Annotated in this window: 11 protein-coding genes; 9 read left to right on the top strand and 2 right to left on the bottom strand. The window is 41.9% G+C overall.

Features of this window, described 5'->3' with window-relative positions; translation table 11 throughout:
* Positions 1-3: 3 nt before the first annotated feature.
* The 9 genes from JUB15_RS26190 to JUB15_RS26150 all read left to right on the top strand — a co-directional run bounded on the left by JUB15_RS26190 (position 4) and on the right by JUB15_RS26150 (position 14,594).
* Positions 4-6,444, top strand: coding sequence for a DUF6443 domain-containing protein (locus JUB15_RS26190; RefSeq protein WP_207515623.1), 6,441 nt, complete (start codon positions 4-6; stop codon positions 6,442-6,444).
* A gap of 14 nt (positions 6,445-6,458) precedes the next feature.
* Positions 6,459-6,932, top strand: coding sequence for a hypothetical protein (locus tag JUB15_RS26185; protein ID WP_207515622.1), 474 nt, complete (start codon positions 6,459-6,461; stop codon positions 6,930-6,932).
* Positions 6,933-7,037: 105 nt separating this feature from the next.
* Complete coding sequence (locus JUB15_RS26180) at positions 7,038-7,286, top strand: hypothetical protein (protein WP_207515621.1); 249 nt, start codon at positions 7,038-7,040, stop codon at positions 7,284-7,286.
* 1,143 nt (positions 7,287-8,429) lie between these two features.
* Positions 8,430-8,768, top strand: coding sequence for a DUF1493 family protein (locus JUB15_RS26175; RefSeq protein WP_207515620.1), 339 nt, complete (start codon positions 8,430-8,432; stop codon positions 8,766-8,768).
* Positions 8,769-9,027: 259 nt separating this feature from the next.
* The gene (locus tag JUB15_RS26170; RefSeq protein ID WP_207515619.1) at positions 9,028-9,585 is read left to right on the top strand and encodes a hypothetical protein; all 558 of its coding nucleotides are present in this window, start codon (positions 9,028-9,030) and stop codon (positions 9,583-9,585) included.
* A gap of 226 nt (positions 9,586-9,811) precedes the next feature.
* Positions 9,812-10,108: a hypothetical protein gene (locus JUB15_RS26165; protein ID WP_207515618.1), complete on the top strand. Its 297-nt coding sequence runs from the start codon at positions 9,812-9,814 to the stop codon at positions 10,106-10,108.
* A gap of 191 nt (positions 10,109-10,299) precedes the next feature.
* A complete protein-coding gene (locus JUB15_RS26160) occupies positions 10,300-10,653 on the top strand; it encodes a hypothetical protein (RefSeq protein WP_207515617.1) in 354 nt (117 codons plus the stop codon).
* Positions 10,654-10,788: 135 nt separating this feature from the next.
* On the top strand, positions 10,789-11,094 hold the full coding sequence (locus JUB15_RS26155) for a hypothetical protein (RefSeq protein ID WP_207515616.1): 306 nt from the start codon (positions 10,789-10,791) through the stop codon (positions 11,092-11,094).
* Positions 11,095-12,188: 1,094 nt separating this feature from the next.
* Positions 12,189-14,594: a glycoside hydrolase family 127 protein gene (locus tag JUB15_RS26150; RefSeq protein WP_207515615.1), complete on the top strand. Its 2,406-nt coding sequence runs from the start codon at positions 12,189-12,191 to the stop codon at positions 14,592-14,594.
* 10 nt (positions 14,595-14,604) lie between these two features.
* Here the strand turns inward: JUB15_RS26150 and JUB15_RS26145 are convergent, their stop codons facing one another.
* Both JUB15_RS26145 and JUB15_RS26140 read right to left on the bottom strand, forming a co-directional pair.
* The gene (locus JUB15_RS26145) at positions 14,605-14,961 is read right to left on the bottom strand and encodes a helix-turn-helix transcriptional regulator (protein WP_207515614.1); all 357 of its coding nucleotides are present in this window, start codon (positions 14,959-14,961) and stop codon (positions 14,605-14,607) included.
* Positions 14,962-15,050: 89 nt separating this feature from the next.
* Complete coding sequence (locus JUB15_RS26140; RefSeq protein ID WP_207515613.1) at positions 15,051-15,509, bottom strand: hypothetical protein; 459 nt, start codon at positions 15,507-15,509, stop codon at positions 15,051-15,053.
* Positions 15,510-15,578: the final 69 nt, after the last annotated feature.

Genomic DNA, 15,578 nt, shown 5'->3' with positions numbered 1-15,578 from the left:
AAAATGGCTGCCTGCTTAAACCGGATGATCCTTCACAAATATATACGTGTACTATTGTTATCAATTGCCATGTGCTGGGGCTATTCATCTCATGCGCAATGCTGGTACCCACTTAACGTATATCAGACTTCTCCTTCCGGGACAATATGTTCAAACCAATGGGTAACACTGCGTGCTCAGTACGATGACTGGGGAAACACCGGCAATGTGAACGGGGAATTCCATTGGTATTTATCTGAAACCGATCCTAATCTGGTGCAGTTAGATTATATCAACAGCTCGGGATCATTAGAGACGGAAGATTTTACTTTTTATGCAACGAATGGGACCACCGTATGGTACAGTTATCTGGATTATAACAACAACTGTGAGTCGCCCCGCCTGTCATATACCATCAATATGGGCACAAGTCCTTCACTGTATCAGAATAACGTACGGTATTGCGGAGATAACATCGGTCATGTGCAGGTGAGCAGCAATGTACCAGGCGTTACCTTTGAACTATATAAATTAGAGGAGAATAATAATTTTGATTATCTGGAAAGTAATGGATCAGGAAAGTTTGATATTTACGGTTTCAATCTTGCAGATAAAGACCGGTACTATATAAAGATCTATTCTCCGTCTGGCTGTTATACAGGCGCCTATGAGAAGTTATTTTTTGAGATCACAGATCCGGCTCCGCCAACTGTGACCGGTAATCTTACTGTATGCGAAGGTGAAAGTACCACCTTATCTTCGAGTTCTCCTGTTTATACCTTTCGATGGTACGATGCCAGTGGCAGTACTGTTTTAGCTGAAAGCCGGTTATTCACCACCCCTCCAACGCTCACGGCTGGTACTTATGCGTACCAGGTAAGGGGACTTAGTCAGCAGGGGTGTTTAACAAATCCTTACACTGTAAACCTGGTGGTAAATCCCTTGCCGGTTGACGGAAATATTACTGCCAGCACCACCGCCGTTCATGTGAACGAAGAGGTGATCATTACCAGTTCAGGTGGAACAGGGACGCCGCATTACTCGTGCAGCAACGATGGCGGCGCCACCTGGAATGTGTTCCAGGATAACCATATTGGAGCTTATTCTTTTTCAGATAAACGGGCGGTGCCCGGCACTTACCGGTATCGCGTGAGAAATCAAACAGCTTGTGGTTTTTGCTCAGACAGGCCTGGCGGCTGCACCGACTATCATTATGTAGATGTGACTGTTGCGCCATGGGATCCGTTACAGGTTGGTGCCATCAGCCCCGCGTCACAAACTGTTACATTCAATGGCACCGCTGCTACTTTGTCGGTAAACGGCGTGAGCGGTGGCAACAAGATCTACACTTATGAATGGCAAAGTTCATCGACAAGCGATTTTGCCCACCCGGTTAATCTTGGGGCCCCGACAGGCAGCAGCTATACACCTGCCAACATTACTTCCAAAACCTGGTACCGGCTGAAAGTGTCGTGTGAGGTAACGGCAGATACATATAGCGCCGTAGCGGTAGTAGATGTAAATCCTAAATTTGATCCCAACTTGATTTTGCCGGCATCTATGATCATTCAGGCAGGAACAAAACCAGGTATTTTATCCGGAGGACCGGCCAGTGGCGGTGGATGTAATAACAATTATGCGTACCAGTGGCAATATTCTACAGATGGTGTCAACTATTCAGCTGCTCCCGGCGATAATCAGGGGCTTACTTACGAGCCCGGGCCGGTATCGGTTACCACGTATTACCGTCGCCGGGTTAAATGTACCGGCAATAATGAAGAAACATATACAAATGTTTGCGCCGTGACTGTCGGCACACTCGATGTTGAAAACCAAAATTATATCCGTACGCGGTCCTTTGCTCGTGCCGGCATTACCGATGACCAGACTGCCGCAGGCATTGGCTCGGCGGAAGAGGTAAAACAAACCACGGATTACTTCGACGGATTGGGCAGATTGATGCAAACTGTTTCGATGAAAGCGGGCAAGGATAATATCACCGGTCAGGTCAGAGACATAGTGGTTCCGGTAACATACGATGAGTATGGCAGGCAGGTGGCGGCTTATTTGCCGTATTTGTCGCCAGGAAGCGATGGAAAATTCAAACAAAACCATTTCGGTGAATTGACTGATTTTAACAAAGGACAATACCCCGGCGAATCGTTTTTTTATAGTAAAACAAATTTCGAGGCATCGCCTCTTAACCGGGTACAAAAAGTTATGCAGGCAGGGGATAGTTGGAATGGCAGCAACCGGGGCGTCGAAAGTTCGTACGAGATCAATGCCACTGCAGACGATGTAAAAATGTGGAGTGTTTCCAATGTAGCCAACGGATGGGGCCAGTACACAATGGATGGCATTTATCCGGCCGGACAACTGTATAAAAACATAACATTTGATGAAAAAGGCAACCAGGTGATTGAGTTCAAGGATAAGGAGGGACAAATAATACTTAGAAAAGTACAGGCTGGCGATATGCCCGGTAATGGCCACACCGGCTGGCTATGCACTTACTACTTATATGATGATCTCAATCGACTGCGTTGTGTCATACAACCCAGAGGTGTTGAATTATTGGTGGAAAATAACTGGGACATGACCGCATTGGATGGTGATATTTTAAATGAACAATGTTTCCGGTATGAATATGATATGCGTAAACGCTTAATTCGAAAAAAAGTACCAGGAGCCGGCGAGGTATATATGGTATATGATGTTCGGGACCGGTTAGTATTTACGCAGGATGCCAATATGCGTAAAAACAACCAATGGCTAACCACTTTATATGACAATTTTAACCGGCCGGTTATCACAGGCCTTACAACCTGGACAGGCACATTTGAGAGCCTGCAGGAAAATGTTACCTGGCAAACTGGCAATGGAGCAATCCCTGGCGTGCAAATAACCAGGACCCTGGATCAGCCTAATATGAGCGGTACTTATGGAGCGTTGCAAAGTGTCACGCTGCTTCCTGGTTTTTCAAGCGGGAGTGAATTTACCGCAGAAATTATTACAGGCAGTGGTAGCGGCAATCTTGATCATGTGGTAGACGGCATGACCGTTTCAAACTATCCTGTTCCGGATGGAGCGACATTTAATTTGTTGACCAAAACCGGATATGATAACTATGCGGCTATACCAGCCTCAAGTAACCTTACTGGCGCTATAGATAATTCGTATACCGGCAATGACTATGTTAACTCGTCTTATGGCAGTTTTCCGTTTGCAGAGCCCGTTACCCAAAGCATGCAAACGCAGGGACTGGCAACCTGGACGCAGACAAAAGTGTTGGGTACTGATCAATACGTGTATTCAGTAATGATATATGATAAGAAGGGCAGGCTTGTACAGGTGAAAACCAGGAACAACACCAATGGAACCGATGTGTTAACGACTCAATACACATTTAGTGGTCAGCCCCTGGTAGTTGTGGCAAAACAGGAGAAGGGGGGAACCGTGAATCCGCAAACCCACATCGTGGTTACAAAGAATAATTACAATGAGTTGGGCCAGTTAAAGAATGTTACTAAAAAGATAAACAGTACAATTAATGGGGTGCCGGTAGATAAACCCGAGTTGGAAATATTGACCAATGAATACAATGCTCTCGGCCAATTGGCCGGGAAAAGCATCGGTAAGAAAAAGGACGACAATGGTAATTACACGCAGGCACCTCTGCAGACGCTCCGATATGATTATAACATCCGGGGCTGGGTTTTAGGGGTAAATCGTGAATACCTGACCACAGAAGGACAAACAACCGATGGTAAAGTGTTCGGTTTTGAGCTCGGCTACGACAAAACCGCCAATAATGCCGGCAAGGCCTTCGCTAAAGGGGAGTATAATGGCAATATAACGGGAATGGTATGGAAGAGCGATGGCGACGATATTCGAAGAAAATATGATTTTACTTATGACGCAGCCAACCGGTTGTTGCTGGCCGACTTTGAGCAGCAGAATGCAGAAGATCATCTGTGGAATAAGAGCAAAGTAGACTTTACGATGAGGATGGGCGACGGCACAATGTTAAGCAACGGCTCCATTGATCCCACAAAGGCCTATGACGCCAATGGGAATGTATTACGTATGCAGCAGTGGGGCTTGAAAATTGATGGGAGTAAGCCAATTGATGACATGGTCTACAGTTATTACGATAATAGTAATAAACTTCGTGCGGTTACAGAACAGGGAGCTGCTGCTGCTGACCATAAGTTGGGTGATTTCACTGATCTAAATACCATGGGCAACGATTACGGATACGATGCAAATGGTAACCTGATAATCGATCGCAACAAACGGTTAAAGGAAACGATACAGGTTGAACCGGGTGAAAATATGAGTGCAGGTGGCGCCATCACTTACAACCACCTGAACCTGCCTGAAAGCATTGCCGTTAAACATGGTGATAGTAATGAAAAAGGTACGATCAGGTATGTGTATGATGCTGCAGGAAATAAACTACAGAAAATTGTCCTGGAACAGAATGTTACTGTAACGCATAACAACCAGTCTTATGTGGGTGATGTTACAACGACAACCACTTATTTGGGAGGCGCCGTTTATGAGAGCAAATCGTATGAACATACAGCGCTTGCCGGGCTTGCTTATACAGACAAACTGCAGTTCATGGGGCATGAAGAAGGAAGAATTCGATTTATACCTGCTATAGATGGCGATCTGCCTGAAAATGACAAGCCAGCCCATTATGAGTACGATTACTTTATCAAAGATCACCTGGGTAACGTACGGATGGTGCTGACAGAGCAAAACGATCCGCATCATTATATTGCCACCATGGAGCATGGAGAAGGTAATAAGGTGCGTGACGATGAAAACAAATTGTTTAGTAATCTGCAAAACAGTGAATGTTCAACGCAGGCTGCTCCTGGTAATATTTATCCAGCCGGAACTTCAGTGAGTGACCCAAATTTATATGTAGCAAGATTGAACGGCAGAGATCAGAAAAAGGGACCGGCCATTGTATTAAAGGTAATGGCGGGTGATAAAGTAGAAATAGCTGTACAGTCATTTTATGAGTCCAGACAGGGTACTTTTACAACAAGCAATGCGTTAACCGATATTTTGACGTCCCTGGCCGGAGGCATTGTTTCTGCCTCGGGAGTTGCTAAGGGAACCTTAAACGAATTAAGTAATCCTACCTCCAGTCCATTGTTGGGCGCTTTAAATACCTTCCGCGGGACGGAGAACCAGGATATGCCGTCGAAACCAAAAGCCTATCTGAACTGGATGCTGCTCGACGAACAGTTTAAGTATGTAGGCGAGTATCCGCAAAGTAATGCGGAGCCTGTCAGAGGCGCAAATCAGGTAAATTCATTGGTTTCTCCGGAGATCACCATTGCTAAAAATGGATATTTGTATATTTACGTGAGCAATGAGACCGAGGATTGGAATGTGTTCTTTGATGATCTGGCGGTAAAGCATATTCCCGGGCCGTTAGTGGAGGAAACGCATTATTATCCGTTTGGGTTAACGATGGCGGGGATAAGTTCGAAGGCAATGGGTAGGCTGGATAATAAATATGAGTATAATGGTAAGGAGAAACAAGAAAAAGAGTTTAGTGATGGTGGCGGATTGGAATGGTACGATTACGGGGCGAGGATGTACGATGCGCAGATAGGGAGGTGGCATGTGATTGATCCATTGGCAGATCAGATGAGAAGGCATTCACCATATAATTATGCATTTGATAATCCTATAAGATATATTGATCCGGATGGGATGTCTCCGGTAGATGATCATTATAATAAGTCTGGACAATTTTTAAGTAGCGAGGGATCTTCACCTGAAGGCGACTTTTATGATAAGGACGGGAAAAGAATAGGAACGGATGGAGTAAATGATGGAAAAAAATATTTAGTAACAGATAAAGCTGAGGTAAAGGCGATTGCGAAAACCAACAAGGCTGGTGGAACCACCCGAGAATCGGATGTAACAAGTTCTGTTGTTTTGCCAAGTGATGCTGCTCTAAGGGAAGCATTGGATGTGATCAGGAGAACAGAAGCTAACGGAGGTTTAAAAGAAGAATCCTCTCTTGTAATGAAAGATGGAACGGTGGTAAGAGGTGTTACCGGGCCTGAGCCTGAAATTGTAGATGGAGTGCAAACTGCTGAATCTAGTTTGCCTAAATTGCCAGAAGGCAAAGGCGTTGCAGACGTTGAAACTACTATTCATTCTCATCCAATAACTGTCAAGATTGTAGATGGGAAAGCATATCCTCAATCAGCGAATCTTCCGTCGAATGTTGATAGGCCGACATTTGCTCAATACGGGACAAATATCATTGTAGGCCCGCTTGGTCAGGTTGAGGCAGCAAATGTGATTCGAGGTACAGATGGAAGTATATCTGTTCCTAATAGACCAGTCGGTATAGTAGGTTATTATTACGGAGTGACACCTTCTTTTGAATTAACACGTAAGGCAGTAACGAGAATAATTAATCAATAATAGTAATATTTTATATGCTAAAAATATTTGTTTTGATTTTGGCTTTAGTCTCAATTCCTCGTGCTTATAGTCAGGAAAATAATAAGAACCTTGATCTGATTATTGTAATTGACGAAAGTGTTTCTGTTAACACGATATCTAATTTTAAAATTAGAGTTACATCGAGTAATACGGAAGATATTATAGCGTCAAGTTATTATCCTGGTAATTTAGTATTAAAGCAGACGGATTATGCCAAAATGATGACCGATACTGCTAGAACTATTTTATTGGAATTTGATTATAATGAGTATGTTAATAATAAACATCTTACTTACCACTATTCCATAGAGTTTAAGAAGTCATGGTTTAGAGAGCTATTCAATATACTTCGGATTTATAACCTGGATAAAAAGAAATATAAAAAGAAGTTTAAGTCAATTGATACATCCCAGAAGTACATATATGAAATGGATTCTCCTGGTGGTACCTTTCGATATGTGCGATGAGTCAAATATTATTCAGGTATTCTTCTATTGTTAAGGGATTAATACCACAAAGTTTAAATGATTTCCAGATAAGCAATGGCCCACGTTAACTGGGCCTTGTTTTCTATGTCGATAGATATACATGTTGATGAAACAGGAAGTAACCTGTTGATCTATGCTGAGAATACTACTAGTGCAACGTCTGCATTGTACCATATGGTCGATGATAGAGAAAGAGTGCCAGGCCAGCTAACGGCACATAGAAATATGTACCAGATCTATATGTGGAAGGAGCCTATCAGTAATGTTTATTTTGAAGAAGCTTTGGGCACTGAATATAATCCTGTAAAATATAATAATTTAATCGATTGGTAATGGGTATAAAGAAGTATTGGTTTTTGTTTTGATTATCTCAGGTATAGCAGTTTCTTGCGGGGATATAAATGACAATGCCACGATAGCGGGCGTTTCTTACGGCTATAGCATAGGAATGGGATTAAATTTTAAATTTGAAGTTTTTGTGCCTTTAGTTACCCAAACAAACAAATCAAATAAGTAAAAAAGAGATGGATGTTTTATTTTCGATCAGCGTTTATATTTTCTTTATTTCGTTGGCGATAAAAATAATTTTGCACATACAGCTTGATATTGGCAATGGATACAAGTTGTCATCTAATCCGTCTTCAACATGGGTTTATTTACTTCCTTATGATAAAGAAGTTACATCTGAATTCTATGTAAAGAAAAAAAAATGCAACAAAGTTCATAAATTGGTGGTTTATCTTCTCGTATTTATGGTTCTAATGTTGATTTTAAGAAGTATATTTTAAAATTATTAACTACAATAAGACAATATGAAGCCATGGATTTGCTCTGTATTATTTTTAATGATACTTATTTCTAAGCAAATAAATGTTAGTGCTTGAAAGTTTTACTTTTCATTCAGGCTTATCAAATAAAACAGCTCCTGAAATTTCTTAAACATCTACAAGGATAAACGAATTGAACTTGTTAGAATAATTTATTTAAACGAGAACAAAGTTGATACTTTAAGGTCCGGTTCGTTTAAGGGTACCTTAAATGATAAGGATTATAAAATGTTTGTCAATTTGTTGAGGAAGTGTAATTGGACTTCTGTTGCAGTGCAACAAGACATTTCTACCGAAAAACCATCAAAGACTATGATTATTTCATACAATGCAAAATATAAACGAATAGTTGGGACCGCTTTTCCTAAGGAACTTGAAAAGATTTCAAATTTTTTGACAAAATTGGCCGTCAAAAACAACTTTTCAAAATTTTATGGCGCTATTGATTTTGAAGAATAAGTAGTGTCTTTGAAGGGCAGATAACTATCTAAATATATTGCAAAATAATGGTATGCAGGAGGCCGTCTATATTAATACGACGGCTTCTTTTATTGATCCCGTAAAAAGAGATAAGATTATTAGCACTTTAACAGAATTAGAAAATACAGCTGAGGCTAACAATAGAGCGTCCTAAAAATAAGTAAGGGCTATGAATAATGAAATATTTAATAAACTGAAATCCTTTGTTGTAAAGCATGCGGCTATAGACGCCGATGAAGTAACAAGAGAAGCACAAATCGAAGATCACTTAGGAGTAACAGGCGATGATGCTGTAGATTTTTTACTTGCCTTTGGTAAAAGCTTTAATGTTGATATCTCCAAATTTATGGCAGCAGAATATTTTGGACCAGAAAGAAATGTTTTTTTATCGGAGTTGGGGAAATTAATTACTGGGAAAAATAAACGAACGAGAAAAATACTTACAGTCGGTCATTTAGAAAAGGCCATAATATCGGGACGATTAGACGAAGAAATAATAAACAGCTAAAAATGAGGTTCTCAAAACGTTCAGAGAACCGGAACACTAGTTGGGCCCATTAAAGTACACTGAACTTCAGTGAGTGACCCGAATTTATATGTAGCAAGGACAAGGGCTTTGGTCCGAGAGCCTTTGAAAAATGGCTAAAAGATCACAAAAAATGAAATCAATAAGCTTATATTTATTTTGCGGTTGTATTCTCGGCATGTTCTGTTCGAACGAGATATCCGGTGAGTATTCCTCTCGGCGGATACCATACGTTTTTACTTTGAATAAGGACTCGACATTTTTTTATCGTTATCACTTCCAGTTTGATAATGAATATTCACTTGGCAGATGGCACAAAAGCGGTAAAAATACTGTAACACTGAACAGTCATTACAAAGAGAAACTACTTCGCTTACAAGTTCAGCAGGATAATAATATTAACAGGGGTGATAATGTAAACTTAAACATTGTAACTCCGGATTTTGACCGGGAGTATTATGAATGCTTAATTTTTGTTAACGATACCTTACATGCAAAACAAAAATGTGACTCAATAATATCGGTATCGATCAAAAAACCTGTTCAGGATGTCTTTTTAGGATTCACTGCTGACAGGACGGCTGATCCGCTTTTAGCCTCAAGGTTATTGGATACTTTATATACTGAAAAACTTTATCCGAAGTCCGATGCTTTTGATAAGTATACATTGCGAATTGCTTATAATGACTCGCTTTTTAATTACAAGGTCTTCGACAACGAGGTATTTAAGATCACGAGAAAAGGGCTTATTTTTTATGATTCTAAACGGAAGGTCAGACAGACCATGCCACAGCAGTAACTTTTTATCTGATTTATAACTACAAGACCGCGGTGATCGCTGTGGTTTTAAACTTTAAAACGATAAAAAGGAATAACAACAAAACTGTCATACCATACAATGCAATCTAATTCCGGTTCACTGAGTAAGGGCATCTATTTTATTGAAGGCAATTACGTAAAACAGTATGGGAGGATTAGTGGCTCTGAGACACATTCTTACTACGAAAGACATTAAATAACTTCTCATGAAAGAAATTACAATAGATGCCTTAGAGTCAATTTTGAAAAATTTGATTGAAAGATTACGTAAAAAGGATATCAACGAATTATCATTTGATAATGATTGGTATTGGAATATTCCAACTGAAAGCTTAAGTAGCTTTCCCACTGAACCTAGCTTAACAGTCGGCTCTTTGAATGATGACGTTGATTTTTTGAACTCTTTAGTGAAGGAAGATTTTACTACAGATTTTTTAGAGCTGGAACGATTAGCGGCGTTGTTTAAATTTATGTCCAAGAAGTTTAGTTCTTCACTTGTCTGAAAGATTGTATACAGTACGTTATAAGACCAGGGTGTACGGAGTTGAGAAATGCAAGAGCTTATATTTACAACTAATATAAGCAGCATAAAGATTGATTTGATCAGGGTATATCCACATCAGGCAAGCACATTGTCTACTCCTTTGCCGTCAGCATTTGTTTTAAAAGATTTACCTACAATTTATTATAAACGATGAGAAACAATCTTCTGTTAATATTGGCTGCGGTTCTTACGTGTTGTAAAACTGTTTCCGTATCTAAAGACTTGAGTGGTCATTACTTCAAAGCAGGTAAAGATTATAAATACAGCTTGCTTCTTAATAAGGATAGCTCATTTGCTCTTACTCAAAAGTATTTGGAAGTTTACTCAACATGCAAGGGTAAGTGGCAGTATTTGTCTACCGATACAATTTTATTAATGTGTGATGATGAAGATTTATCGGTAAAGCTTCAAAGCGGATATATGACAGAGAGAAAAAAGAGAGTAATTCTAGTGACTAAAAGCAAAGTAAAGCTTGGGCAAGTAACTTTAAAACGACAAAGATGAATAATAACACGTACCGGTCAATTTGAGATAACCGTAATTGTTTTCGGATATGATGTTACTATAAGAGGCGCGGTTGCAAATCGGGTGCCTCGTATTGGTAACGGCATTTATTAAATAACAGATATTAAATAATTCATGTTAAACGTAAACAGCTTACTAATTGATGTAAAGGCAAAACAATCACAATCGGAAGACGAAAAAGGGTTATTGATCAGGGAGATGTTTTTGTTTTGGTATGCCTTGCTTGAGGGAGTTGAATGCGAGAACTTCAGTGGATCTGAGTTGACAAGGATGTTAAATAGATGCATTGAACGTTATAAGGCAGGCTTTTATAATGATGCGGATTGCACGTTTATGGTAGGGATGGTAATGATAGCATTCTGGATTTTTGGTACAACATTTACTGAGGAGGAAGGTGTAAAGATGTTGATTGAGGCGTGAGCAGCTCCGTTCAATCGAAAAGAATAGAACAGCTTAACTTGACCGCGATCAATCATATGGTCAAACTCTCACCTCAGTACTCATTTTAACCATTTACCCAAACATTTGCCCGATCCAGATGTCGTTTTTCCAGCTGCCATCAACCATTTCTCAACTTCAATATTCAATTTTCGAAATTGTATCGAACATTTTTCCAATTCAATAGTCATTATTGTTAATTCTCTCAAGCATTGGTCGAATGCAGTAATTAATTTGTAGAATTTATAGTAACTATTTTCATATTTAGTAGTCATTTTATCGAATTATATAAATCTTTTTTCGAATGGGCAAGCTCGTTGGTCATTTTTGACAGATCTATTGCATAAAGTAGTATCCAGTTCAGCTATTTGGCGTCATAATTAAGCAAACTACGAGCTCCTTTCAACAATATGCCGTGCAAATCCAATAAAAGTTGCAGGGAATTCGCCAATTTGGTAGCTAATATTAAGAAAAGATTTATTCAAATCTGCAAATGAATAACTGAATTCAAATAAAGATTTATTCAATTCGCCAAATGGAAAATAGAAAACAGAAAAAGTAAAGTTAAATACGGCAAACTGATAGCTGACTTCAAATAAAGTAAAATTCAATATGCCAAATTGAGAACTGTAAAGGAGAAAAGTAGTGCTGCTTTTTACAAAGTGACAAAGTGCTGATATCTTTTTACCCAAAATATACCGAATGTTGTTATCCATTGTTGGTTAAAGATCCAAATCGGTCAATTTTCGTAAACAACCTGTTAGCCAACGCCATCACATCCCGCCCGCATTCCCTTAATTTTAGCTGAACAGCTTAAAATGTGGGTCATGTGGCATTACCTGCTTTATTCAATACTTTGTATAATGGTGTCCTTAACGGCATTGCCGAATAAAAGCACTACCCAGTCCCGCAACTGGTAACCGGTAACCGGCAACTGTATTGCCCGGTAACTGGTAACCGGTAACCGGTAGCTGTATTACCCCGCAACTGGTAACAGGTAACCGGCAACTGTATTACCCGGTAACTGGTAACTGGTAACCGGCAACTAGTAACCGATAGCACTTAAACTAAGAACGATGAACATACATAAACTGCTGGTCCCGATATCAATGATGATGGCCATGGAAGCAAAGGCCCAGCTGAAAGACTATCCTATTCAACCAGTGTCCTTCACCCAGGTAAAAGTAACGGATCAGTTCTGGCAGCCGAAAATGAACGTGAACGCAACAACAACTATTCCCTATATCCTGGAGATGTGTAAAAAGCATGGCCGGATCGATAATTTCCTGGCAGCCGCAGGTAAACGTGAGAACAAGGTGTGCTCGCAATTCACATTCGATGATACCGATGTATACAAATGGATCGAAGGCGCTTCCTATGCCTTGCAGGTGGCGCCCAATGCTGCGTTATCCAAATACCTGGATTCTCTCATCGATATCATTGCTCAGGCACAGGAGCCCGATGGTTACCTCTTCACCTTTCGCACCATTAAACCCGCCAAGCCGCACGAATGGATTGGGGACAGGCGCTGGGTAAAAGATTCTATCCTAAGCCACGAGTTGTATAACAGCGGTCATTTGTACGAGGCTGCCTATGCGCATTACAACGCCACGGGGAAAAAGAATCTGTTAAATATTGCGCTGAAGAATGCCGATCTGCTGGTAAAAGATTTTGGCTGGGGTAAATTAGAGATCTATCCCGGCCACCAAATCGTAGAGATCGGACTGGCCAAACTCTATCGCATTACCGGGAAAAAGAAATACCTCGACCTTGCCAGGTTCTTCCTGGATGTTCGTGGTCCGTATGGTGATAAGTATAACCAGGCCAACAAACGGGTAATTGATCAAACCGAGGCAGTAGGCCATGCCGTACGGGCAGCGTACATGTACAGTGGTATGGCCGATATTGCCGCACTTACCGGCGATACCGCTTATCTGAAAGCCATCGATGCCATCTGGAACGATGTGGTCAGCAAAAAGCTGTACATAACTGGCGGAATCGGCGCTACTAATAATGGCGAGGCGTTTGGCGACGCTTTTTACCTGCCCAACATGAGCGCCTATGCCGAAACCTGCGCTGCAATTGCCAATGTGTACTGGAACAGCCGCATGTTCCTGCTCCATGGCGATGCCCGCTATATCGACGTGCTGGAACGTACGCTGTACAATGGCTTACTGTCGGGAATGTCGTTAAACGGCACCCGGTTCTTTTATCCGAATCCGCTTGCCTCCGTGGGACAGCATGACCGCAGTCCCTGGTTCTCCTGCGCCTGCTGTATTTCCAATATGACGCGCTTTCTGCCTTCTGTACCGGGTTATGTATATGCGCAGAATAAAAATGATCTTTATGTGAATCTCTTCATGAACAATAGCAGCACCATCCAACTGCCGACAGGCAAAGTGCAATTGACGCAACAAACCAATTATCCCTGGGCCGGACGGGTCGCAATTACAATAGATCTGGCCAAACCTACAGCCTTTGCCCTGCATATTCGCATTCCCCGATGGGCTAAGGGTGAGCCGGTTCCCGGTGATCTGTATACAACGACCGACAAACCGGCTGCAGCAACCATAACCATAAATGGAAAAAAGATTACCTGTAAAATGGCAAAAGGGTATGCGGTGCTGCAACGCACCTGGCAAAAAGGCGACAGGATCATGCTCGACCTGCCCATGCAACCGCAACCTATTTATGCCAATGAAAAAGTAAAGGCAAACGAGGGGCGCTTTGCCATTCAGGTGGGACCAATCGTATATTGTCTCGAAGGCTGGGACAACAGGGATAGCCTCGTACAAAATATTGTTGTAGACAAGAATGCGGCCATGCAGGTACGTTATACCGATAAGCTGTTAAATGGCGTCAATATTATCACTATGCCAGGTACGAGCTCGAGGCGTCAGTTAAATTCAACTGAGCTGCTCACCAGCGAACAAACTGTTACAGCCATCCCTTATTATGCGTGGAATAACCGTGGGGCGGGGGAAATGCAGGTGTGGATACCCTATACCGCCGCCGCTGCGCGGCCACAGCCGGCGCCTACGATCGCCTACACCAGCAAGGTAACAGCGAGTATACAATCAAGGAGCTTAATGGCGGTGCATGATCAACTGGAGCCTGTTGATTCAAAAGATAATTCCGTACCTTACTTCCACTGGTGGCCCAAAAAGAACACTACTGAATGGGTGCAGTATGAATTTAACAGCGCGCGTACCGTGTCTTCCTGTAAGGTGTATTGGTTCGATGATGGCCCCTGGGGTGGGTGCCGAATTCCGGCCAAATGGACCATCTATTATAATAAAAACGGGCAATGGCTGCCGGTAAAAAATACATCGGCGTATGAGCTGGCAAAAGACAAGTACAATTCAGTGAACTTTGAACCGGTAACTACTAACGCCCTCAAACTGGAAGTGCAGCTGCCGGTTGAGCATGCTACGGGTATTCACGAGTGGGTGGTGGAGCCCGAAGCCTCTAAAGCCGGGTAGGGCAAGATCTTTACACCCCCGGCAAGGTATGGGCAAAAACAGTAGGCGTAACGCCATAATAATTCTTGAACGCCGCACTGAATGCGCGTTGCTGCGAGTAATTCAATAGCATCGATACTTCTTTTACATCTTTACCCGACTCCAATAACTGGCGGGCGCGTTCCATACGTTGCTTCATCTTGTAGTCGCGGATGCCCACGCCATAATTCGTCTTGAAATTTCGTTGTAATACATTACGGCTGACACCAAATTGGGCAGACAGCTGCACCGCCGAGTCGCCATTGCAACAATGGTCGTCGAGAAGTCCTTTAAAGGCATATACTGCCTGCAGTACATGTCGGTTGGCTCTTTTTCTGTCATCGGTCATTGTGTGGTCCGTTTAATGGTGAGCCTGTAAGCCTCGCTTTATCAAAGTTTCGCGAAGGCGCAGCAGGCAGGGTCATGGTTTCAGCCAGGTCATCCTTCATAGTGCAGGAAATGGGTTTGCGTATACTCCAGGAACTGGTGCGCACTGGTAAACACTTCACCTATTTCATGTTCGTGGTCGTAATCATCCCGTACGATCATTGTATTGTGTTTGGTCAGGCGAAAATACAATGCATAAAATATGATCTTCACTACCAGGGTACAATAGATCTCGGCCTTGCCTTTATAATACATGTCCCAGAGTTGCTCGGGCGTCAAAGTTGTTAGGGCACGGCTGTTGGCGAACTGAAAATCGCTTACAAAGATGTTGAAGGCAGCGCTGGGGTACAACAATCCAAAGTCTGCATAGGGCTCCGGCGGCGGGTTCAGTGCGTGGATCACAAACACTGAGTCATCGATGTTCATGATAAACTCGATGCCATGTGGATTGTCATAGATCCCCAAATGATCATCCAGGAAAGCATATATGTCTTTTTCTGCTTTTGTCATACCACGGCCTTCATAAATTTAAGTTCCGATTGCTATCGGAGGTTGTAAGACACTCCTTCTCAGGCAATA

The organism is Longitalea luteola, from assembly GCF_017356035.1.
GTDB classification, from domain to species: Bacteria; Bacteroidota; Bacteroidia; order Chitinophagales; family Chitinophagaceae; genus Niastella; species Niastella luteola.
Note: the sequence above shows the minus strand (reverse complement) of the source record. Positions and strands in the feature narration are given on the sequence as shown.